Origin of the sequence: Bradyrhizobium agreste (assembly GCF_016031625.1) — a bacterium.
GTDB classification, from domain to species: domain Bacteria; phylum Pseudomonadota; class Alphaproteobacteria; order Rhizobiales; family Xanthobacteraceae; genus Bradyrhizobium; species Bradyrhizobium agreste.
This window is the reverse complement of the sequence record NZ_JACCHP010000012.1, coordinates 62093-83994: the sequence shown is the minus strand read 5'-3', so window position 1 is coordinate 83994 and position 21902 is coordinate 62093. Positions and strand designations below refer to the sequence as shown.

Below are 21902 nucleotides of genomic sequence, written 5' to 3'. Positions count from 1 at the left end.
TTCCGGAACAATGTGACCCGTAGTTGTACGGATGCCCGCGTTAGGAGTTTGCTCACCAGATTCGCGTCAAACGAGTAGTGGAATTTTAGCAGAGGCGGGTGCAGCGATGGCGCTCAATCCCACGGAGCCGAAGTGGTCGTTGCGGTTGCCCGCCGATTGCAGCATTGCGGCCATCCGCAATGTCTATGATCTCATTCGCGAGGCATTCGGCCGCCAGGAACGGCTCGAGATCGACTGCTCCAGCGTCGACAAGGCCGACGTGACCTCGATCCAGCTTCTGCTGTCGACCGCCAAGACCGGCGAGGCCCAGGGCCGCCCGGTGGTCCTGACCTCCTTCTCACAATCTTTGCGCAACACCCTTCGCCGCGCCGGCTTCGCCAGCGAGGCGATGATCGATCAGCATTTCCCGCAAAAGAAAGATGGCACCTGATGGCCACGATTCTGACCGTCGATGATTCTCCCAGCATTCGGCAAATGATCAAGGTCGTGCTCGAGCCGGCCGGCCACAACGTGATCGAGGCCGGGGACGGCGCCCAAGGGCTCGCCAAGGCGCAGGCCGGCAAGCTCGACCTCGTCATCACCGACCTCAACATGCCCGTCATGAACGGGCTGGAGCTGATCCGCGCATTGCGCAAGCTGCCGAGCGCGGTCGGCATGCCCATCGTGTTCCTGACCACCGAATCCAACGACACGGTGAAGCAGGAAGCCAAGAGCGCCGGCGCCACCGGCTGGATCACCAAGCCTTTCAAGCCTGAACAATTGCTCGCCGTGGTCGGCAAGCTGGTGCGCACATGAGCACAATGGACCCGACCGAGGTCTTTCGTCAGGAAGCCAGCGAGCTCTTCGAAGTTCTTGAAGGGGCCCTGCTCGATCTCGGCCAGCGTCCCGACGACCGCGAGCTGGTCGATTCCGCCTTCCGCGCCCTGCACACGATCAAGGGCTCGGGCGCCATGTTCGGCTTCGACAAGGTCGCCTCCTTCACCCACGAATTCGAGACCGCCTTCGACCGCGTCCGCAAGGGCGAGATCAAGCCGACGCAGGAACTGATTTCCGTCGCGCTCGCCGCCAAGGACTACATCCGCGCCTTGATCGAGGACCCGCAGTCGACCGACGACATCATCGGCGAAGCCATCCTCGACGACCTCAGGCGCTTCGTGTCGTCGGACCGGCCTTCCGCCCCGGTTGCCGAGATCGCCGAGGCGCCGCCGCTGGCGCCCAACGAAAGCAGGCAGGCCGGCTGGCACCTGTATCTCGAGTTCGAATCCCACATCCTGCGCAACGGCTCGAATCCGCTCGACCTGTTGGAAGACCTCTGCAAGCTCGGTCCCTGCTTCGTCGTGCCTGTCACCGACGGCATCCCGTTCCTGGACGAGATGGATCCGGAAGACTGCTATCTGAAGTGGGACGTCAAGCTGCACGCGGCCTGCGACAAGGATGCGATCGACGACGTCTTCATGTTCGTCCAGGACGAGATGAAGCTGACCCTCTCGCCCCTCGCGCAGGTCGAAGCGCCTGCGCCCGCGCCTTTGTTCCAACTCCTGGACGAAGAGCCGGCTCCGCCGGCCGAGACGGTTGCCCAAGTGATGGAGTCGGCTGCCCCCGTCGCGGCGCCTCCTGCTGCAAGACCCGAGCGCAAGGCTGAAGTTGCAAGCGAGCCGAAGTCCGACATCAAGCCCGAGACGGCGCCCGCGCGTCGCGAGGACGCCAAGCAGGAACGGGGCATCGCCACCGTCCGCGTCCAGGCCGAGCGCCTCGATGAGCTGATGGACCGCGTCGGCGAACTCGTCATCGCCCAGGCGCGGCTGACCCAGCTCGCTTCGGCCGGCTCGGACCTTTCGATCAAGATGATCGCCGAGGAAATCGAGCGGCTTGCATCTTCCTTGCGCGACACCACGATGGGCGCGCGCATGGTGCCGATCGGCTCGCTGTTTGGCCGCTTCCGCCGCCTTGTGCACGATCTGTCGCGCGATCTCTCGAAGCCGGTCGAATTCGTTACCTCTGGCGAAGACACTGAGCTCGACAAGACCATGATCGAGTGCCTGGCCGACCCGCTGGTGCACCTGATCCGCAATGCCATCGACCACGGCATCGAGGACAGCGCGACGCGCGCTGCCAATGGCAAGACCGAGCAAGGCCGGATCGAGCTCGCCGCGGTGCATTCTGGCGCACAGGTGCTGGTCACCGTGAAGGACAACGGCGGCGGTCTCAACACCGCGCGCATTCGCGCGAAGGCGGAAGAGCAGGGGCTGATCGCAGCCGGCGCCGTGCTGAGCGATCACGAGATCCATCAATTCCTGTTCCATCCGGGCTTCTCGACCGCGCAGACGATCTCGGCGCTGTCGGGCCGCGGCGTCGGCATGGACGTGGTCAAGCGTACCATCGAGAACATGCGCGGCTCGATCGACCTGTCGACCCGGCCGGGCCAGGGCACCATTGTGACGCTGCGCCTGCCGCTCACGCTCGCGATCATCGAGGGCCTCCTGATCCGCGTCGGCGAAGGCCGTTACATCATTCCGCTGTCGGCGGTCGAGGAATGCGTCGAGCTGACGGCCGAGGACGAGCGTTCGCGCGGCCGCAACTTCCTCAATGTGCGCGGCAACCTCGTGCCCTTCCTGCGCCTGCGCGAGCTCATGGCCGCCTCCGGCGCGCCCGACCGGCATCAGAAGACGATCATCATCTCGACCGGCGAGACCCGGGTCGGCCTCGTCGCCGACCAGATCATCGGCAACCACCAGACCGTGATCAAATCGCTGTCGAAGCTGCACTCCGACGTCACCATCTTCTCGGGCGCGACGATTCTGGGTGACGGCACGGCGGCGCTGATCCTCGATGTGGCGCAGCTCGTCGCGATGGCGCAGTCGAAGGTCGAGAAGCAGCATATCAGCGAGGCGGCGTGATGAACGATGGTTTGGCGGGCGAGCATCAGTCCGGCGCGATGCAGGTCGTGATGATCGGCCTCGGCGAGGAGAAATTTGCGCTCGACGCCGGTCTCGTGCGCGAGATCATCGATCCCGTCCCCGTGACCAAGGTGGCCGGCGCGCGCGCCTTCGTTCCCAGCGTTATCAACGTGCGCGGCAACGTCATTCCGCTCGCCGACCTGCGCATTCGCTTCGGCATGCCGCAGCTCGACAACTCGGCCGATACGCGCATCGTCGTCATCGAGCTCGAGCTCGACGGCGAGCCGGTTCTGGTCGGCGTCACCGCGGACAAGGTCTACGAGGTCACGGAGATATCGCAAACCGACGTGCAGCAGACGCCGCGCGTCGGCATGCACTGGAAGCCGGAATTCATCCGCTTCATCGCGAAGTGGCGTGAAGAGTTCGTCATCGTTCCGAACATGGAACGCATTCTGAATTGAGATGAGGTCTCAGGCGAGACCGGGGTTGGGGGCTGGGAATGAGATTTACCGTCAAGGCAAAGCTTGCCAGTGCGTTCGGCGTGATCCTGCTGCTCTCGATGGCGGCGGGCGGGCTCGCTTACGTGAAGCTGAGCGAGATGATCGACACCGCCGACAATCTGGTGTCGCGTGCCGGCCGAATGGAGCGCGCCGCGGAAATCGAGAAGGGAATTCTGCTCCAGGTCCGGGCCGAAAAGAATCTCCTTCTCGCGCCCGAAAGCGAGACGGACCATTTCCTCGCCGAGATCGCCAAACAGCGCGAGGCGCTCCTGAAGCTGAAGGAGGAAATCTATGCAGCGGCCTCGCCCGAAGGCAAGAAGCTGCTCGACACTTTCGGCGCGGCCTATACGCGGATGAATGCGGTTCAGGATGAAGCTCTGAAAACCGCTCGGACCGACAAGGCGAAGGCCGCCGAGCGCTCGATGACCGACGTTCGCAAGGCGGTCGGCGAGGCGATGGAGGCTGCCAATATCTACATCGCGAACGTCAAGAAGAACATGGATGCGCAGGCGGTCCAGGCCCACGAGGATGGCAACCGGGCTCATCTCCTGCTGATTTCGTTCGTGCTGGCCTCGCTCGCGATCGGCCTCGTTGCCGCGATCTGGATTTCCGTCAGCATCGCCCGCGGCCTCGGCCGTGCGGTCGGCCTCGCCGGGGCGGTGGCGAACGGCGATCTCAGCCAGACCATCGACGTCTCCAGCAACGACGAGATCGGCGATCTCGTCAAATCGCTCAACGCGATGGTCGAGAAGCTCCGCCGCGTCGTCGAGGAAGCGCTCACGGCGGCACAGAACGTCTCTGCCGGCAGCCAGGAGCTGTCGGCCAGCGCCGAGCAGCTCTCGCAGGGCGCGACCGAGCAGGCCTCGTCCGCGGAAGAGGCCTCGTCGTCGATGGAGGAGATGGCCTCGAACGTCAAGCAGAACGCCGACAACGCCAACCAGACCGAGAAGATCGCGGCGCAATCGGCCAAGGATGCCGAAGCCAGCGGTGTTGCCGTTGGCCGCGCGGTCAGCGCGATGCAGACCATCGCCGAGAAGATCACGATCGTACAGGAGATCGCGCGCCAGACCGACCTGCTCGCGCTCAACGCCGCGGTCGAGGCCGCGCGTGCCGGCGAGCACGGCAAGGGTTTTGCCGTAGTCGCCTCCGAGGTGCGCAAGCTGGCCGAGCGCAGCCAGGCCGCGGCCGCGGAGATCGGCACCCTGTCGACCGAGAGCGTGAAGGTCGCGCAGGAGGCGGGCCAAATGCTGTCCAAGCTGGTGCCCGACATCAAGAAGACCGCGGAGCTGGTGCAGGAGATCACCGCGGCCTGCCGTGAGCAGGACGTCGGTTCCGCCCAGATCAACCAGGCTATCCAGCAGCTCGACAAGGTCGGCCAGCAGAACGCCAGCGCCTCCGAGCAGGTGTCCTCGACGTCGGAGGAGCTCGCCTCGCAAGCCGAGCAGCTCCAGTCCACCATCTCGTTCTTCCGTATCGAGCAAGCGAAGCGCAAGGAGACGGCCGGGGCCGAGCCGATCGACCGCGCCGTCGGTCAGCTGCGCGCCAAAGCAGCGCACATGGCCGCAGTCGATCGCGGCGCGAAGAAGCCGGCGCCGGTTCGCAAGCCGGCACGTGCGATGAAAGTCGCCGGCGGCGGCGGCTTCGCCTTCGACATGCATGACAGCGAGGACGAGCGCGACGCCGAGTTCCAACGCTGATCAGCCGGTCCGGCTCTCATGCCGGCCCGTATCCATCTGTAACCATCGGATCCCTGGACTGCATCATGGCCGCAACCTCGCAATATCTGACGCTCGGGCTCGCCGGCGAGACATTCGGCATCAGCATCCGCAATGTCCGCGAGATCCTCGACATGCGGCCGATCTCGCGGCTTCCGCACGCTCCGAGCTTCCTGCTCGGCATGATCGACGTGCGCGGCAGCGGCTATCCGATCGTCGACCTCAGGACCAAGCTCGGCCTGCCGACCGTAGCGGCCACGGAAGCCACCCGCATCATCATTCTCGACGTGCCGATGAAGGACCGCCTGGTCGGCGTCGGCTTCGTCGCCGATTGCGTATTTGAGGTCACCGACATCGACGAGCAGGCGATCGAGCCTATCCCAGAGGTCGGCGGCAGATGGCAATCCGATTATGCCGCCGGCATCGGCCGCAAGGGCGAAAAGTTCGTCGTCATTTTCGACCTCGCCAAGCTGATGGCGAACGACAAGATCCCGGAAGGGCGCGATGCCGGCACCGATGCGCCTCGCGCCGCCTGAGTTTGCAAGAGTGAAGCGTGGTCAAGCGTAAGAACCTCAATTCGAACCAAATGAGATTGACATGAGATTCACAGTCAAAGCCAAGCTCGCCAGCGCCTTCGGCGTCGTCATTCTTCTTTTTATTGTAGCAGGCGCCGTAAGCTACATGAAATTGTCCGACATGGCCGCGACCGCGGAGTCCATGGTGCTTCGTGCCAAGCGGATGGAGAAAGCCGCCGAGGTCGAAAAGATTATTTGGCAGCAGCTCAGGGCGGAAAAGAACGCAATTTTGGGAACGCCGAGCGAAGCCGATGAATTCGCTGCGCAGGCCGCCAAGCTCCGCCAGGAGGCGACGAAGATCAGGGACGAGGTCCATGCGCTCGCCAGCGAGGGCGGCAAAAAGCTGCTCGACAACTTTGCCGGTGCCTATGCCAGGATGAACGCGTATCAGGAAGAGACGATCAGGTTGGCAAAGACGGACAAGACGAAGGCAACGGAACGCTCGATGGGTGACGGGCGCAAGATGGTCGCAGACGCCACGGAGGCCATGGGAGCCTATGTTGCGAATGCCAAGCGGCAAATGGCCGAGCAGGCCGTGCAGTCCAGCGAGGAGAGTCATCGCGCGCAACTGATTCTCATCGTCCTGGTCGTCGTCTCGCTCATCGTTGCGGCGACCAGCGCAGTCTGGATTTCGATCAGTATCAGTCGGTCGCTCGCCAAGGCCGTCGGGCTGGCGGATGCGGTGGCGATCGGCGACCTAAGCCAGAAAATCGATGCTTCCAGCAATGACGAGATCGGCGATCTCGTGAAGTCCCTCAACGCGATGACCGTCAACCTCAACAAGACCGCGGCCGTCGCAAATGAGATTGCACAAGGCAATCTCACAGTCGAAGCCAAGCCGCTGTCCGACAAGGACACGTTGGGTCTCGCGCTCGAGCGCATGGTCGAGAAGCTCCGCCAGATCGTGTCGGAAGCCTTGACCGCGGCGCAAAACGTCTCCGCCGGCAGCCAGGAGCTCTCCGCCAGCGCCGAGCAGCTGTCGCAGGGCGCGACCGAGCAGGCTTCGTCCGCCGAGGAAGCTTCCTCCTCGATGGAGGAGATGGCCTCCAACGTGAAGCAGAACGCCGACAACGCCAGCCAGACCGAGAAGATCGCCGCGCAGTCTGCCAAGGACGCGGAGGCCAGCGGCGCCGCCGTTGGCCGCGCGGTTAATGCGATGCAGACCATCGCCGAGAAGATCACCATCGTACAGGAGATCGCGCGCCAGACCGACCTGCTCGCGCTCAACGCCGCGGTCGAGGCCGCGCGCGCCGGCGAGCACGGCAAGGGTTTTGCCGTCGTCGCCTCCGAAGTGCGCAAGCTCGCCGAGCGCAGCCAGGCGGCCGCAGCCGAGATCGGCACGCTATCGACCGATACGGTCAAGGTCGCGCAGGAGGCCGGCGCGATGCTGGCGAAGCTCGTTCCTGACATCAAGAAGACGGCCGAGCTGGTCGAGGAGATCACCGCCGCCTGCCGCGAGCAGGACGTCGGTTCCGCCCAGATCAACCAGGCGATCCAGCAGCTCGACAAGGTCGGCCAGCAGAACGCCAGCGCATCCGAGCAGGTGTCCTCGACCTCGGAGGAGCTCGCCTCGCAGGCCGAGCAGCTGCAGTCGACCATCGCTTATTTCCGCATCGAGCAGGGCGCAAAGAGTCAGGCGGTCGCGCCGATCGACCGCGCGGTCAACCAGCTGCGTGCAAAGGCTGCCACCATGGCGGCGGCCGAGCGTCCGGCCAAGAAGCCGCAGGCCAAGCCGGCCCGTGCGCTGAAGGTCGCCGGTGGCGGCGGCTTCGCCTTCGACATGAACGACGGCGAGGATGACCGGGACGCTGATTTCCAGCGCTAGAGCCTGAGAGGTTCCTGCGGACCGGCCCGTTCGGTGGACCGGTCCGCTCTCAGCGGCGACGTGAACGCGTAGGATTCAAGATGGCCAGGATGGCCCGACATTCAGTGCAGGCGGCCGTTGCGAACCTGGGTCGTCATCCATGATGCCCGCCCTGCAGGATACGGCCGTGCATCTGTCCGACCGCCATTTCCGGACTATCGCCACATTGATCGAGAGTCAGGTCGGCATCAAACTGCCGCAGGGCAAGCGGCTGATGCTGGAGGGGCGGTTGCACAAGCGCGTGCGCGCGCTGAACTTCTCAGGCCTCAACGAATATGTCGAGAACCTGTTCGAGGCGGATCATTTCGAGACCGAGCTGACCCATCTCATCGATGTGGTGACGACCAACAAGACCGACTTTTTCCGCGAGCCGCAGCACTTCACGTTCATGAGGGACGTCGCGGTCCCCGCTTTGCTCAGATCGCATGGACGGAAAGAGGCGAGCCTGAAGATCTGGAGCTCGGCGAGCTCCACCGGCATGGAGGCCTACACCACCGCGATGGTGCTGGACGACATGACGCGGAACGGCTCGCGCTTCCAGTACCGCATCCTCGGTACCGACATCTCGACTGCGGTGCTACGCCTCGCCCGAACCGCGATCTACACCCGCGACGTGCTCGCGCCGGTGCCGGAGCCGTTCGTAAAGCGCTATTTCTCGTCCTCGCGCGACAAATCGCGTGGCGAGGTGCGGATCATACCCGAGCTACGGCGCATGACGCACTTCATGAGGATGAACCTCATGGACAAGTCCTATCCCGTCGATCGTGACGTCGACATCATCTTCTGCCGCAACGTCCTGATCTATTTCGAGCGCGAGACCCAGCGCAAGGTCGTCGAGCAATTGTGCGGCCATCTGCGTCCGGGCGGCTATCTGCTGGTCGGGCATTCGGAATCGATGATTCACAGTGCCGTGCCCGGGCTGAAGCAGGTTCAGCCAACCATCTTCCAGGTCTAGGCGGAGCGCAACCACAATGCCGAGGGGGAAAGTTCGCGTGCTGATCGTGGACGATTCGGCGTCGGTGCGCCAAATCCTGCTGACGATCCTGAGTGAAGATCCCGAGATCGAGGTGATGGCGACGGCATCCGACCCGTTCGTGGCGGCCAAGCGGCTCGAGAAGGAGCTGCCCGACGTCATCATTCTCGATCTCGAAATGCCGCGCATGGACGGCCTGACGTTCCTGCGCAAGATCATGGCGCAGCATCCGATCCCGGTGATCATCTGCTCCTCGCTGACGGAAGAGGGCTCGAACGTGATGTTCGAGGCGTTCGAGGCGGGGGCGGTGGACATCGTGCCGAAGCCGAAGATCGATACGCGGCAGGCGCTGCTCGAATGCTCGACGCGGCTGCGCGAGGCCGTGAAGTCGGCCGCGCGCGCCCGGGTGCGTCCGCGGGCGGAGCGCCGCGCCATCGAGAAGAAGCTGACCGCCGATGCCATCATCCCGCCGCCGGTGCAGGGCAAGGTGCGGCCGACCACGGAACGCATCGTGTGCATCGGCGCCTCGACCGGCGGCACCGAAGCGCTCAACGACGTCCTGGAGATGCTGCCGCCGCATTGTCCGCCGCTTCTCATCGTCCAGCACATGCCGGCGGGCTTCACCGCGGCCTTCGCCAGGCGTCTCGACGGCGTCTGCCAGATCCGGGTCAAGGAGGCCCAGGACGGTGAGCCGGTGCTGCCGGGCTGGGCCTATATCGCACCCGGAGCGCGGCACATGCTGCTCCAGCGCATCGGTCTGCGCTACCAGATCGCGATCAAGGACGGGCCGCCGGTATCGCGGCATCGCCCCTCGGTCGACGTGCTGTTCCGCTCCGCTGCCCAGCATGCCGGTGCCAACGCGCTCGGCGTCATCATGACCGGCATGGGCGATGACGGCGCGCGCGGCATGCTGGAGATGAAGAAGCTCGGTGCCGCGACGCGCGCGCAGGATGAAGACAGCTCCGTGGTGTTCGGCATGCCCAAGGAAGCCATCGCCCATGGCGGTGTCGAGAAGATCGTCTCGCTGCACCAGATCCCGCGCGAGATCATGCTCTGGTACCAGGCCGGGCATCCCGCGGTGGCAGGCTGACGGCAATGTCGCTCATTTCAGCCAATACGCTCACCGAGGCGATCGCAGGGATCGAGAACGTCTCCTCGCGCATCGAAGACGTGTTCGCGCGCGTCGGCCACGAGCTCGGACGCGGCCATCTCATCTTCAAGGAGCTGAACCAGGGTCTCGCGGCGCTGTCCGCCGAGCTCTCCGGCGCAGAGATCGAGGGCGCTGCAAAGGCGCTGCAGGAGATCGCCGCGCGGCTCAGCGAGCTGGCGCAGGCGCTGCCGGCCGAGACCGCGCTGCTCGAGACGATCGGCAAGAGCACGACGGAGGCGTCCAGTCTGCTGAAGCCGCTGTTCAAGCACATCCAGATGATCACCATCATCGCCCGCAGTGCGCGGATCGAGGCGGCCTCGCTCGACGGCGATCGCGAGGGCTTTCTCGCTTTCACGCAGGAGGCCTACGATCTCGGCAAGGCGGTGCAGGGCGCGATCGAGGGTTGCGCGCGCGATCAGCAGCGTCTGTCCGAGGCGGTCGCCACCGCATCGGGCCGGCAGAAGGAGTTCGAGGGCCGCTACCGCAATCAACTGGCGGCGGAGAGCGCCGAGCTCGGCTCCGTCTATTCCGGCTTGTGCGATCAGCGCAGCAACAGCAGCCATCTCGCCGATCTCGCGAGCGCCAGCACCAGAAAGATCGCCGAGGCCGTCGGCAGCGCGATCATTTCCTTGCAGGCCGGCGACAGCACGCGCCAGCGCCTCGAGCATGTCTGTTACGGCCTCCGCCTCGCTTCGGAATCCGCCCCGAGCCTCGTTCCCGAACCTGTCGCGAGCGAGGACGGCGCGCGGACGATCTGCCAATTGCAGGCGGCCCAGCTCAGGGATGCCCAGCGCGAGTTCGGCGGTGACATCTGCCAGATCGTTCGCGCGCTGACCGCCATCCTGCACGACGCGGGCAGTGTCGTCGGCCACGGCCGCACGCTGTTCGGCGGCGAGGACGGCGGCTCGTCCTCGTTCCTGGCGCGCATCAAGCAGACGCTGGCGCACGCCTCGACCCTGATTATGACCTGCGAAGGCGCCGGCCGGTCCGTGGACGAGGCGCTCGCGATCGTCGAGGACACGCTGACGAAATTCCGCCAGGCAATCGCGGGGCTTGCCGAGGCGACGGTCGACATTACGCTGATCGGCATGAATGCGGGACTCAAGGCCAGCCATCTCGGCAGCCGCGGCAGCGCCTTCGTCGTCATCGCCAACGAGCTGAAGGCCACCGCCGACCAGGTCTCGCTGGGAGCGGGACGTTTGAGGCCCGTGCTCGACGGCATCGAGCGCTCGGCGAGGGAGCTGAAGCAGCTCCGCGTGCAGGGCGATCCCACCCAGCTCGCCAAGCTCGAGCCGCAGATTCTCCAGGCGCTGCACGAGGTCGAGGCCGGCAATGAACGGCTCGGCAAGCTGATGAGCCGGCTCGTCGATGAAGGCGCGGAATTCGAGCGGCTGATGAATTCGGCGCAAGGCCTGATGAATACGCTCGGCGAAGGTTCTGCAGCGCTGCCCGCAGTCGCAACGCGGCTCGAGACCGCGAGCGCGGGCGCCCAGAAGCCGCGGCCGCAAGCGCAGGACGAGGCGATGCTCGACGAGCTGTTTGCGCGCTACACGATGGAGCGGGAGCGGGATGTCCACCGCCAGTTCCTGCAGACGCTCGGGCTGAGCTCGGTTGCCACCACGCGCCGCGCCGAAGTTGTGGAAACGGCTGACGACGGCATCGAATTGTTTTGACGCCGCTGCGCGCGCCGGGTGCGACCGCAGAAATTTAATGGATTGATTTTGCAGGGCGTTAACCGTGGCGGAATGCTCGCAAGGTCGGTCATTGTCGCGCCTCGAGCTTCGTTGCAAATACGCGTGGAAATCACGGGTGGACGTTTCCATGCTGAAAGAGGGCAAATACGCGGCGTGGTTTAGAACCGCGCACGCGCAAGGCACCGGTATCGTGCATCTGGCCAAGGGGCGGATCTCGGGCAGTGACAGCTTCTTCAGCTATGGCGGCTCCTATCAGTTCGCAGACGATCAGCATTTCACGGCCGTCCTGACCACGCGGCGACATGCCGACGGGCCGCCGACCGTGTTCGGGTTCGACGAGGTCGAGGTCGATCTCTCCGGCGTGTATAGCGGTGCGATGGCGACCTGTTCGGGAACGGCCCGGCAAGCGCCCGACGTGAGATTCGAAGCGACGCTGATCTACAGCCAGGACGAGGCGCCGGCTCCCGACGCGAGGTGCGCGGTCGTGAAGCTCAAGGCCGACAAGCTGCCCAAAGGGCTCGACAGCCGTTCACGGCCGCGGCATCCGTTTGCCGAAATAAAACCGGATCGGCAACAATCGGCGCATTCGCGCCTGCCGCCCGATTAGCATCGCATTGACGGTGTTCTCCAGAATTCGCGCTGCAGCAACTCTGCCTTTAGAAGCGAGAGCTATCTAGAGCATGATCCGGAAAAGTGTGTGGCGGTTTTCCGAAAAGATCATGCTCAAACAATAATCCCGCGATCGATCAAGCGTGGTGGAAGAACATGCCTCAAATCTGGATGACATATGACGAACTCGGCGCGCTGTGCGGCTGCGGTGCAACGGAAGCCCGGGACCGCGCCATCCATTTGTCGCTCGATCGCCGCAGGAGCCGCGACGGTGCAACGCGCGTCAAGCTCGATCTGGCGCTGACGGCCAAGTTCTTTGTATCCGTTCGCGAGGCGGATTTCGATCTCGACTGCGCCATCGAAGCACTGCACGATACCCACCGCCAGATGGCCGAGCTGCTGGTTCCCTCCGGGCGTCACACGAGGCGCGGGGCGGCGTGAGCCGGCGCGTGATGCGCTTGGGAAGACTAATTCCCGCAAGCGTTGTCCCGAATCAGCATAAGCTCTGAGGTGGAATGTCCGGACGTCCCCGGTGTTTCCATTGCGGGGACCAGCGAAGTCCGCAGGAGGAAATGCATGAGCAAAGCCGTATGTCGGCGGTCCGTGGCACTGCTGGGAGCGCTGGCGCTGGTCGGAGGCGTCAGCGCGATGAGCGGAACGGCAGGTGCGGAGGTCGTGAAGCTGCAAGCGGAACTCAAGGGAAGCAATGAAGTGCCGCCGAACAGCTCGACCGGGTCGGGCAAGGCGGAGGCGAGCTACGACACCGAAACGAAGGTGCTGACCTACGTCGTCACCTTTACCGGGCTGACGGGACCGGCGATGGGGGCGCATTTTCACGGCCCCGGCGAGGCCGGGAAGAATGCCGGCATCGTCCTGCCGTTCAAGACGGCGCAAAGCCCGATCCAAGGCAGTGCCACGCTCACCGAGGCGCAGGCGGCGGATCTGCTCGCCGGAAAATGGTACGCGAACATTCACACGGCCGCGAACCCAGGCGGTGAGTTGCGCGGCCAGATGATGAAGTGAGGACCGGGCCCCGGTCATTCCATCGAGGCCATGCGTGTCGCTTCAGGACGGTGGCCTGGGCAGGAACGCCAGGATCATCTGGGCGAGCATGACGCCCACGGTGCCCCCTGCGGCCTTCTGCAGCCCGTCGAGAAAGCCCGGATCGCGGTCGGGTATGAACGCTTGCATCAGCTCCAGCCCCATGGCGACCGCGATGACGAGCGAGCAAGCCAGGCTCAACCGTCCGGGCAGCAGGAACGACAGCAGAAAGCCGAGCAGGCCATAGGCGCTGAAGCGCTCGATCACGACCACCCAATACGCCTCGTGGTGACCCATGAGCGCGGGCCGTCCCGACAGCTTTGCCAGCGTGGCATAGACGATCAGCGCGAGACAAATGCTTGCGGCTGCTATGAAGTGGCTCCTGCGCATGATGCCAACATACAAGGTTGGCCGCTGCTCCGGTTCGAAAGCCAAAAATATCGTTAGAAAGTATCGTTAAGCCTTTGCGGACATGGGGCCGGGCATCCACGTCAGTCAGGCCACCGCAGCCGTCGCGCTGGATGTCGCCGCGTCCGACTGCACAACCCGCCGCGACTCGATGAGCTCGTTGAATTTAGCGGCGGGCAGCGGCGGCGCAACCAGATAGCCCTGACCTTCCTCGACGCCGGAGGCGAGCAATGCGCGGAGCTGCTCCTCGGTCTCGATGCCTTCGGCGACCACGCTCATATTGAGGTCTTTCGCGAGCGCCACCAGCATCTCCACGATCGTGGTCGTCGATGCGTCCACCGTGATCGTGTCCACGAAGAACTTGTCGATCTTGATCGTGTCGGCGCCGAGGCCCTTCAGCCGCGACAGTCCGCTATGGCCGACGCCGACATCGTCGATGGCGACGCGGAAGCCGCGATCCCGCAGCTCGGCCACGACCGAAGCGGCGCGCGCGAGATCATCCAATTCGTCGCGCTCGGTGATCTCGACCACGATCTGGCGCGCGGAGACGCGTGCCGTCAGAACCGTGCGCCGCAGCGTTTCGACGAAGCCAGCACTCAGGAGGTGCTTGGGCACGACGTTCAGCGACAGCTTGAAATTCTTGTCGGCCCTGAGCAATGGCCGCAGCTCGGTGAGCGCCGATCCCAGGATCTGCCAGGTCATCGCCTGGATCCGTCCGCTGGATTCGGCGAGCGGAATGAAGTTCATCGGCGGGACCACCGAGCCATCGCGGCGCAGCCAGCGCGCCAGAATCTCGCAGCCCTTGATCCGACCTGTCCGGAGCTCGAAGATCGGTTGGTAATATGGCTTGAATTCGCCGGCCATCAGCGCCCGGTCGAGATCGGCGACTGGCCCCTCCGTGCGGCGGCTGCGTGACAGCAGGATGCCGAAGATCGCGCCAAGTCCGATGGCCACTGCGAGCGCGGGCCAATAGGCCTCGTTGTTCCAGCTCGATAGCACCGCGTGCTCGAGCTGGATCGTGGCATGAAGCGGCAGGCGCGCGGACGTCCGCTCGAAGCTGATCGGCGCCGGCAGAGACTTGCCGGCCTCGGTCTGGAATTCGCCGAGCTTCTCGCCATTATTCAAGGCGAGGATCACCTGGCTGTGCGCGCGCAGCTCGGCCGGCATGATATCGAACAGGCTGGCATTGACGCCGACGATGGCGACCAAAGCGGAGTTGCCATCGACGTCCCTGAGCACGCCCAGGGCGTCGCCGCCGAATTGCTCGACGCGGAACAGCGAAATCCTCTTGTCGCGCGACGGCAGCATGTCGCGGCGGTCCACCCATCCCTTGTCGAATTCGAGCGTCTCGGAATAGGCCGAGCAGATCACCGAGCCGTCGGGCTTGACCAGGCGGACGTCCTTGATCGCCGAGCGCTGGTAGACGTGCAGGCGGATGGCTTGCAGCGCCGCCGGCTCGCAGCTGGCGAAATGGCGCCGCGCGAGCTCGTCCAGGCTGCCCGCGGCAAAATCGACCGCCAGCTCCGACCGGCGCAGAACGACCTCGGTCAGCTCGTTGAGCTGATGCGACTGTTGATGGCGAATGACGGCGCCAGCGGCAAAATGACCCGCCAAGGCGAACGCCATCGTGCTCGCAAGCACGAGCGCCACAAACGGGAGGTCTGGTCGCAGCACTCTCATCCGGCTCAGCGCGAAAACAGGCGGACAGGAAATTCAAGCAAGACGTGGAGATTGATCCTAGCCAGCGGGGGCTAAGATAGGGTTTAACGGAGAGAGCAGCCCGAAAGTCTCGCCTGAGCCGATGCCGGCGGCAGGGCTAGAAACAAGCATGGAAAGTTGAGCAGTATGATCAGGACGTTAAGCCTCGTAATGGCGTTGACAATCGGGAGCTCCGTGGCCTCGGCGCAGGGCACCAAGGACCGGCCGTCGGGCACCCAGCCCACGTCCGCGACGCGCAGCGGCACGGGCACGAACTCCGGATCGGACACGATGGGCGGCGCCTTCAAGGGAACGGGGACGCCCAGCTACGGAACCAGCCCCGGGATGGGGTCCCAGAAGAGGACGCACAATTAGGTTGGGGCGGCCCGCGCAGGCAACCCGCTCGATCGATCCTCACTGTCCGGGACGATGGCGGACGACCTCGGGATAAGGGCGGCTGGGCCTGTCGATGCGGGGCATCGCGGGTGGCCCGCAGCCGCAGCACCACGAAGGCGATGTTGATCGCCAGCCAGACCAGGACTGCGGAAAGGGCAAAGTGGAGCACTGCCAGACCTCGCGGTGAGCACCGGGGCCAACACCCGAGGGTTGAATTGGTTCCGTTTTGCTTCGGCGATGCTGTGCCGCGCTCGCGCGATCAGCTCTTCTTCGCGGCTTTCGACTTCAAGGAAAGACCAAGCCGCAACGCCATGCGCTTGATCGCATCAGGCGAGCGCCCGAGCGCTTTCGCTGCCTGCTCCAGCGAGATTGAAGACTTCGCCAGCTCCATGAGCCGGCGATCTTCCTTGAACGACCAGGGCCTGCGCGCCATAACCGAAATGATCCTCTCGTCGACACAACGACAAAGCCGCCAAGCGGACCCATGTTCGCTCGACGGCTTTGCTTGGGTGGGGCCGAGCTTGGGGGAGCCCGGTGCGAGAGATGGATAAGCAATCGCTGAGAGTTCGCAACAAACAACGCGGGTTAAGCTAACCTCTCAACCTTACCGCGATGAAGTTGGCGCATGGCGTTCCGTAGAAGCACGGATGTTTCGTCAGCACTATTGTTCGCGACGGCCGCCGGATGCCTTTGACGATGCGTCAGTGCCTGTTTGCAGATCGCAGCATTGCCCGAGTACCGCGCATTCGGTTGCTTCGTTCGAGGCTGCTGCCGCAGTGAACACGGGTTAACATAGCGGGCTGGATATCGCCCTCGGACGATGGGACGCGATGTGAACGCACGTTGATCTTGCCGGGCGGCCGGCTCGGATAATCATGTGCAGTTAGGTTAACGTGGCGCGGCGCTTGAGAGCTTCGGAAAGGCAACCTAGAACGTAGCCATTCATGACGAGAGTTTGGCCGCCGGTATTTTTCGCGGCTCGCATAGGTGGGCGTGAATGGCGTTTTTGATTGCTTTGCTGGGCGCGGCTTGCGTCCTCATTTTGGTTGCGTTTGTTCGTAGCTTTGAGCGGCGGCTGAAGGATCGTTCGGGGCCTTGGATCATGAACGAGGGCCCTGCGAATGACTGATCAAAAGCATAACGCACCGCGCAGATATTTCGTCGACGCACACGGGCATCGCGTTCTGATCGGCCTGTCTGCGGAAGAGACGGCGGAGTTCGAAGCACTGGATCTTGCATCGAACGAGACAGGGCAATTGACCTCCGAAGTCCGGGCGCGGGCAGGAGCCGCTGCGGACGGCGAGCTCCGCTGGCGCGAGCTCTATTCCAAGCACGAGGGAGCTTGGCGGGCGTGGATCGCACAAAGCCAGGCGAGGCGGGCTCAGGATTCAGGATTTGTTAACTACGTCTGACCGATGGTAGCCGCCTTAAATCTCGCAAGTGGGATGGCCCGGATGTTTCAGCTGTTCCTGAGAGCGCGCGCACACAATCTTCTCGGCTCCCGCCGCGAGGACAAAGCCTTCAAGGCCCGCTCGGCCGAGCGTGATGCGGAGACCGACCGCGTGCGGATCGGTGCCGTTTTGGCCGCGATCGAAACCGCCTTGCAGGAGGCGGAGAGGGAGCAGGCCGGACTCAACCGGCGCGTCGACGATGCGCTTGCGCGTGCCTCCGTTACCTTCGGAAACGGCACCGATGAATATCTCGAGCGCGAGCCGCTCGACAATCATCATCAGGATCTCTTCGCCGCCGACATCTCGAACGGCCAGCGCCGGCTCAAGGAATTGGCGAGCAGCATTGCCCACTTGAAGTTCGTCAAGACTGCAATGCTCACGCGCTTTCCCGAATTCAAGTCGCAGCAGCTCAACAGCTAGAGCGGAATGGCTTTAGATCGAATCGATTGCCGCGGGCTCCGTGCAACCTCTCCCGCTTGCGGTAGAGGTCGCGCCCACCGGGTCGCGCCGAAGGCGCGCCCGATGACAGGCTCCGGCGCGGGTGAGGGTTTTCTCCTCTAGGGGATTGTCCCATTGCGGAAACACCCTCTCCCCAACCCTCTCCCGCAAGCGGGAGAGCACGTCCGTCTTCGCAGCGATCGAGCCTCAATTCATCGCGCTTTAGTGGACGGCGATATTGCTGCGCGCTCAGGTCGCATAGCCCTGCAGGCGCGCAGGTCAAACCGCGCGATAAATCGGCATCGCTTTGCCGCTTGGCGCCTCGTTCCTTTTTGGTATGATTCCGGCAAGCGTCACGGACTGAAGGAGCGACGAAGTGCCAGTCAAGAATTTGCGGACATCGGTTGGGCTGGCATGCGCTTTGATCCTGGCGGTGCCGGCGACGGCCTCGGCCATTACCGTCGAAGTGGCGCGGGCATGCGATGCGGCGGTGGCCAAGGCCTTTCCGCCCAGGCAGATCGGCAACCCCGCGGCGGGAAGCACCAAGGGAACGGCCAAGGACCAGCGCGAGTACTTCCAGAAATGCGTCGCCAACAACGGCAAGGTCGACGACATCCCGGCGGATGCGCCAAAGGACAATAAGCCGACCAAGTAAGAAACCGGGAAGGCTGCGTTATCGTCGCGGTGGCGGGCAGGGCGAGTAGAACGCCCCGTTGACCGCATTGATGCGCTCGACGCATTGATTGGGATCGGTGATCGGTCCTGCCACCGTGAAGTCGTAGCCCATCCCCTTGACGACGACGATGTAGCGGCCGGGCGCGAGCGTGAAGCCGTCTTGCTCGGGCTGCAGCAACAGCATTCTCGACTGGTCGTCGATCGGGCCGACCTTGTAGGGGTAGGACATGCTGCGGATCACCCAGGAATCGCCGGCGCTGACCATGGCCGCCTTTCCGGTGGCATCGACGCCCATCGCCCGCGACACTTTTGCGATCACCCGAACTTCGGTCCCGCTGGCATCGACACCCCCGTCGGGTCTGAACACGATGAATTTGACATCACCGTCCGGCAATGTGGTCACGCTCGGCGTGTTGATGGCGGCCGAAATCGCGACGCGCCGGTCCGGAATCTTTCCAGGCACCGGCTTCAGCTCATGGAGCTGGCCCTCGCTCAAGGCGTAGACGCCGAACGTCGTCGGCAAAGGCATCGAGGGATGCGCCGCCGGCGCCGGCTCCTTTGAGATGTCAGGCGCGCGTTCCACGGTCTCGCTCACCGAGGGCGTCTGGACCGCGGGTGGCTGAGGCGCCGGACCGTTCGGCGCGCGCTCGGACAGCGGCGCCACCTTCGATATTGCGGTCAGTTGTGTCTTCAGCCGTGGCCAATAGACCGCAGCGGTCCCGGCGACTGCAACGGGCAGGAGGATGGCGGACAATCGAACGACAGAGTTGAAGGCGCCGCGCCGCTTGGATTGGTCGAGCGATCTTGGTGGTGCGGCAGGATGGCGCGGCGTCTCGGCATCGATCGGAATGGCGGGCGAAGCCGTGCCCTCCGGCGTCGGAATGGGCGGAGGAACAGGGATGCTGACCGCCAGCGAATTCGTCGCAGAGGCTGTGGCCGCCTTTGCTGGTGCGGACGTTCCGCTTCGTTCGAAGGACCGCTCCACCTCCCGGATGGCGCCCTCGAGGACCAGCTGGAGCTCTCGCGCTTCTCGGGCATCGGCGTGGCTGAATTGTTCCAGAAGCTTGACGCGCGCCAGCTCGTAGACGACATCCCGCATTTGCCTGGGGTCGCCGGAGACCTCGCGGATCCGCTCTGACAACAGGCGGACGAGTCCGGCCTTGATCTCTTGCGCCTGCGAGGCGTTGGCTGCGGTGTCGCCGGTCTCGGTCATCAAGACCGATCAACTAGCCCGGATAGTGCCGTTTCGCTAGGCTTTTTCACCCCGGATCCCGTCGGTCGCGGTGAAACGCGCTGATGCTCCGGCCCCGCAAAGGTCCGGTGCGAGCCTGTCGTAGCGCTTGCTTTTGGGCTGAAACCTGTGACATTTCGACCGGCTCCTTCTTCCGGTGTGTGACCATGCGCGGCATTTTGACAGCAATCATGTTTTTGGCCTTTCTGGTTCAGCCTGCCTCTGCCCAAGGGACCAAGGATCAGGCCAACACGACGAGCTCCAGCATCGTGACGACACCTGAGAAAAAGAAGCAGACCATCCAGGCTGCCTCTCGGCCTACCGCTGTCCGGAACGTGGGGAGCCTTCCGACCGGAAAGGCGGCCCAAGGCGTCTGGCGGGATGGCAAGCTGATCGCCGTGCCGCGGTGAAGTCGCGCAACGAACCGTGATGCCAGCGTGAAGGAACGGTGTTCCCCTCCCTGACGTTCTTGCTCGGGAGATCTCGCATGAAACGATTAGTCTTGATCACACTCGCGCTTGTGGTGCCAGCCGGCGCCTGGGCCCAGGGCGTCAATGACCCCTCGAGCCCCAATCGCAACGTGATCATCGTCAACCCGTCACAGCCCTCGCCGCCCAATGCGACGCCGAATATCCCGAGCCGGATCGAGCCGCCTCTGACGAGGGGCGGATACGCACGACCCTATCACGGGAATAGAACTCGGGGGTCGAGTCACCGTTAGTCGCGCGGAACACCCGCCGGAGCGGGCTATTGCGGATTGACCTCGACCTCCAGTGTCGATGTCCCTGCAGCGTGACGGTTCTTGCCCGAGATCAGCAGCGTAAACTTGTCGCTGCCGCGCGCCTCGGGTTCTGCCGAATAGCGAAAGCCGGACCCGACCACCGCCAATTGTCCCCGTGATGGCCCGCTCACGACCGACACGTTGAAGATCTGCATATAGGACCAACGCAGTCCCTGAATGCAGTCGGCTCCGGGCGCGATCGACATCGTCCATTTCACCGTGTCGTGCGACAACGCGAACGGCGTCCGCTCCTTGATGCAGATGGGACTGGCGTGAGCCGTGAGGGCGGGCACGGCGGAGGCCACAACGGCAACACTCAACAGCAATACCGGTCGTGCACGCATTCTCGGCAACTCCATCAGCGAATGCCGAAATCCAGCAGCGATGACGCAACGAGACCTTGGAACGGAGATATTGCCCTCGAGGCGCTCATCCGATGCTGATCGTAGATCGGTCGAGCATCGGTCGGCCTCTCTCCAGATCATGCCATCCTATCCCTGTTTTGCCCGACGGATCAAATTTGAATTTCGGGAAATGCGTAACCCATTGATTTGGTTGGTGCCGGCTACTGTGCATGGGGTTGTTTTCTCGTTTTTGATGAGGCGGTCGCCGCGTTCCGAAAATGTTGCAATCGGCAGCCGTATCAGCTGAAGTTGCGGCGGCTACCGCTCGGCCCGCTTTGGAGTCATCGGAATGCGACCCGTTCGCTGCAAGTCCCTGTCAGACCGCCGAAGACTGGCGCCCGCGCCGGTTCAGGCGGCTGTGGCGGCCGCTGTCGGATTGGCTCTCTTTGCCTGCCCGCTCTCGTGCCGTGCTCAGACCGAGCCGGAGCCGTCCCTCAACGACTATCTGCCGCCGAGCGAGCCGGAAGTCTCGCGCGACGAATGGCGGCAGCGCATCGAGGACGCGCGGCGTCGTGCCAAGGAGGTTGCGCGCGAGCGGCGCGAGCATCCGGAGCTCTACAAGCCGATTCCGGAAGATCCGGACCTCGTCGCGACCGAACGCCTGCTTCGCGACGACAGCCTGCAGCGAGGCGACATCGTCGCCACCAAGAAGGGCATGTTCGTCTACCAGGGGCGATCCGACCAGCCGCGCCGCGATCAGGATTTCGTGCCGGTCAACCCGAAACCGGTCCGCTGAGCTAGTATCGCCGCAAGATCTCGTTGAATTTGGGATCGGTCACTTTCGTCGTCTCCAGCAGCAGCGACTTGCCCTGCGGCGTTGCCTGCACATAGGCCGCGATCAGCAGCGGCTCGTAACGCGAGCGCTTGGCCAGCGCCGACCGGATGTCGGATTGCGCCAGCAGCTTGATCTCCTCGTCCGTCGCTGCGGCGCTCGAGGTCACGGTGCGGACGCGCGAGAAGGCAACGTCGATCGGCACCGAACCGGTCAGGTAGGACATCTTCACCGCGGGCGTGACCGCCTCGCCGGCCTCGGCTTGTAGCGTGCCGAGCGTGAGCCAGAGCGCCGGCCTGATCGGCGAGATTTTCAAGGCTGCCACGACAGCGGCTTGGGCCGTCTTGTTCTCGCTGGCCCTTCCGCCTGCCTCGGTCGACGGACGGTGCAGAACGTCGGCGGCCATCGCCGCCGCATAATTTGCCAAGAGGTCGCCATCCCACGAGAAAGTTGTCAGGCTGCCTGCGGCCTTAAGCTTGGCCTTGTCCGGCGGAATCTCGCCCAAAAACAAGTCGCGGGCGCGAAAGTCCGGCCGTACCAGATCGCCATAGAACGCCATGCCGGCGTGGAGCGCCAGCGCGATCGCGGTCAGGATGCCAATGGCGCGAAGCGTCATCACCGGAGTTGCGG

General features: G+C 64.1%; 24 protein-coding genes. 18 read left to right on the top strand and 6 right to left on the bottom strand.

The window, feature by feature from the left end; translation table 11 throughout:
- Positions 1-106: 106 nt before the first annotated feature.
- From HZZ13_RS19620 to HZZ13_RS19560, 13 genes are all read left to right on the top strand, one after another.
- A complete protein-coding gene (locus tag HZZ13_RS19620; RefSeq protein WP_197961182.1) occupies positions 107-430 on the top strand; it encodes an STAS domain-containing protein in 324 nt (107 codons plus the stop codon).
- Complete coding sequence (locus HZZ13_RS19615; protein ID WP_100231554.1) at positions 430-795, top strand: response regulator; 366 nt, start codon at positions 430-432, stop codon at positions 793-795. The genes HZZ13_RS19620 and HZZ13_RS19615 overlap by 1 nt, the downstream gene beginning before the upstream one ends.
- Positions 792-2897, top strand: a complete 2106-nt coding sequence (locus HZZ13_RS19610) for a chemotaxis protein CheA (RefSeq protein ID WP_197961181.1) — start codon at positions 792-794, stop codon at positions 2895-2897. The genes HZZ13_RS19615 and HZZ13_RS19610 overlap by 4 nt, the downstream gene beginning before the upstream one ends.
- On the top strand, positions 2897-3358 hold the full coding sequence (locus HZZ13_RS19605; protein ID WP_172785725.1) for a chemotaxis protein CheW: 462 nt from the start codon (positions 2897-2899) through the stop codon (positions 3356-3358). Before HZZ13_RS19610 ends, HZZ13_RS19605 begins: the two co-directional genes overlap by 1 nt.
- A 38-nt stretch (positions 3359-3396) precedes the next feature.
- The gene (locus HZZ13_RS19600) at positions 3397-5094 is read left to right on the top strand and encodes a methyl-accepting chemotaxis protein (RefSeq protein ID WP_197961180.1); all 1698 of its coding nucleotides are present in this window, start codon (positions 3397-3399) and stop codon (positions 5092-5094) included.
- Between the two features lie 65 nt (positions 5095-5159).
- Positions 5160-5648 carry a chemotaxis protein CheW gene (locus HZZ13_RS19595; protein WP_197961179.1) on the top strand — a complete coding sequence of 163 codons (489 nt, stop codon included), beginning with the start codon at positions 5160-5162 and terminating at the stop codon, positions 5646-5648.
- Between the two features lie 61 nt (positions 5649-5709).
- Positions 5710-7512, top strand: coding sequence for a methyl-accepting chemotaxis protein (locus HZZ13_RS19590; RefSeq protein ID WP_197961178.1), 1803 nt, complete (start codon positions 5710-5712; stop codon positions 7510-7512).
- A 139-nt stretch (positions 7513-7651) separates the two neighbouring features.
- Positions 7652-8506 carry a CheR family methyltransferase gene (locus HZZ13_RS19585; protein ID WP_197961177.1) on the top strand — a complete coding sequence of 285 codons (855 nt, stop codon included), beginning with the start codon at positions 7652-7654 and terminating at the stop codon, positions 8504-8506.
- A 16-nt stretch (positions 8507-8522) separates the two neighbouring features.
- On the top strand, positions 8523-9614 hold the full coding sequence (locus HZZ13_RS19580; RefSeq protein ID WP_197961176.1) for a protein-glutamate methylesterase/protein-glutamine glutaminase: 1092 nt from the start codon (positions 8523-8525) through the stop codon (positions 9612-9614).
- Positions 9615-9619: 5 nt separating this feature from the next.
- Complete coding sequence (locus HZZ13_RS19575) at positions 9620-11347, top strand: chemotaxis protein (RefSeq protein WP_197961175.1); 1728 nt, start codon at positions 9620-9622, stop codon at positions 11345-11347.
- 148 nt (positions 11348-11495) lie between these two features.
- A complete protein-coding gene (locus tag HZZ13_RS19570; protein WP_197961292.1) occupies positions 11496-11975 on the top strand; it encodes a hypothetical protein in 480 nt (159 codons plus the stop codon).
- Between the two features lie 158 nt (positions 11976-12133).
- Positions 12134-12418 (top strand): hypothetical protein, encoded by a 285-nt coding sequence (locus HZZ13_RS19565; RefSeq protein ID WP_197961174.1) that lies wholly within the window; start codon positions 12134-12136, stop codon positions 12416-12418.
- 135 nt (positions 12419-12553) lie between these two features.
- A complete protein-coding gene (locus HZZ13_RS19560; protein ID WP_197961173.1) occupies positions 12554-13000 on the top strand; it encodes a CHRD domain-containing protein in 447 nt (148 codons plus the stop codon).
- 42 nt (positions 13001-13042) lie between these two features.
- On the opposite strand, the gene HZZ13_RS19555 is transcribed toward HZZ13_RS19560, so the two are convergent.
- The 3 genes from HZZ13_RS19555 to HZZ13_RS19545 all read right to left on the bottom strand — a co-directional run bounded on the left by HZZ13_RS19555 (position 13043) and on the right by HZZ13_RS19545 (position 15953).
- Complete coding sequence (locus HZZ13_RS19555) at positions 13043-13408, bottom strand: VanZ family protein (RefSeq protein WP_197961172.1); 366 nt, start codon at positions 13406-13408, stop codon at positions 13043-13045.
- A 105-nt stretch (positions 13409-13513) separates the two neighbouring features.
- Entirely contained in the window at positions 13514-15052 is a 1539-nt protein-coding gene (locus HZZ13_RS19550; RefSeq protein WP_246504484.1) for an EAL domain-containing protein, read from the bottom strand.
- A 727-nt stretch (positions 15053-15779) separates the two neighbouring features.
- Entirely contained in the window at positions 15780-15953 is a 174-nt protein-coding gene (locus HZZ13_RS19545; RefSeq protein WP_197961170.1) for a hypothetical protein, read from the bottom strand.
- A 688-nt stretch (positions 15954-16641) separates the two neighbouring features.
- Here HZZ13_RS19545 and HZZ13_RS19540 point away from each other — a divergent pair.
- The 3 genes from HZZ13_RS19540 to HZZ13_RS19530 all read left to right on the top strand — a co-directional run bounded on the left by HZZ13_RS19540 (position 16642) and on the right by HZZ13_RS19530 (position 18064).
- Positions 16642-16932, top strand: coding sequence for a hypothetical protein (locus tag HZZ13_RS19540; RefSeq protein WP_197961169.1), 291 nt, complete (start codon positions 16642-16644; stop codon positions 16930-16932).
- 42 nt (positions 16933-16974) lie between these two features.
- Entirely contained in the window at positions 16975-17391 is a 417-nt protein-coding gene (locus tag HZZ13_RS19535; protein WP_197961168.1) for a hypothetical protein, read from the top strand.
- 394 nt (positions 17392-17785) lie between these two features.
- Positions 17786-18064: a hypothetical protein gene (locus tag HZZ13_RS19530; protein WP_311972671.1), complete on the top strand. Its 279-nt coding sequence runs from the start codon at positions 17786-17788 to the stop codon at positions 18062-18064.
- 18 nt (positions 18065-18082) lie between these two features.
- On the opposite strand, the gene HZZ13_RS19525 is transcribed toward HZZ13_RS19530, so the two are convergent.
- The gene (locus HZZ13_RS19525) at positions 18083-19297 is read right to left on the bottom strand and encodes a hypothetical protein (RefSeq protein ID WP_197961167.1); all 1215 of its coding nucleotides are present in this window, start codon (positions 19295-19297) and stop codon (positions 18083-18085) included.
- 185 nt (positions 19298-19482) lie between these two features.
- Between HZZ13_RS19525 and HZZ13_RS19520 the strand changes: the two genes are divergently transcribed.
- Entirely contained in the window at positions 19483-19725 is a 243-nt protein-coding gene (locus HZZ13_RS19520; protein WP_197961166.1) for a hypothetical protein, read from the top strand.
- Positions 19726-20062: 337 nt separating this feature from the next.
- Here the strand turns inward: HZZ13_RS19520 and HZZ13_RS19515 are convergent, their stop codons facing one another.
- Positions 20063-20581 carry a hypothetical protein gene (locus tag HZZ13_RS19515; protein WP_246504483.1) on the bottom strand — a complete coding sequence of 173 codons (519 nt, stop codon included), beginning with the start codon at positions 20579-20581 and terminating at the stop codon, positions 20063-20065.
- 208 nt (positions 20582-20789) lie between these two features.
- Here HZZ13_RS19515 and HZZ13_RS19510 point away from each other — a divergent pair, with 208 nt between their 5' ends.
- Positions 20790-21236 (top strand): hypothetical protein, encoded by a 447-nt coding sequence (locus HZZ13_RS19510; protein ID WP_246504482.1) that lies wholly within the window; start codon positions 20790-20792, stop codon positions 21234-21236.
- Position 21237: 1 nt separating this feature from the next.
- Here the strand turns inward: HZZ13_RS19510 and HZZ13_RS19505 are convergent, their stop codons facing one another.
- A complete protein-coding gene (locus tag HZZ13_RS19505) occupies positions 21238-21888 on the bottom strand; it encodes a hypothetical protein (protein WP_197961165.1) in 651 nt (216 codons plus the stop codon).
- Between the last annotated feature and the right edge of the window lie 14 nt (positions 21889-21902).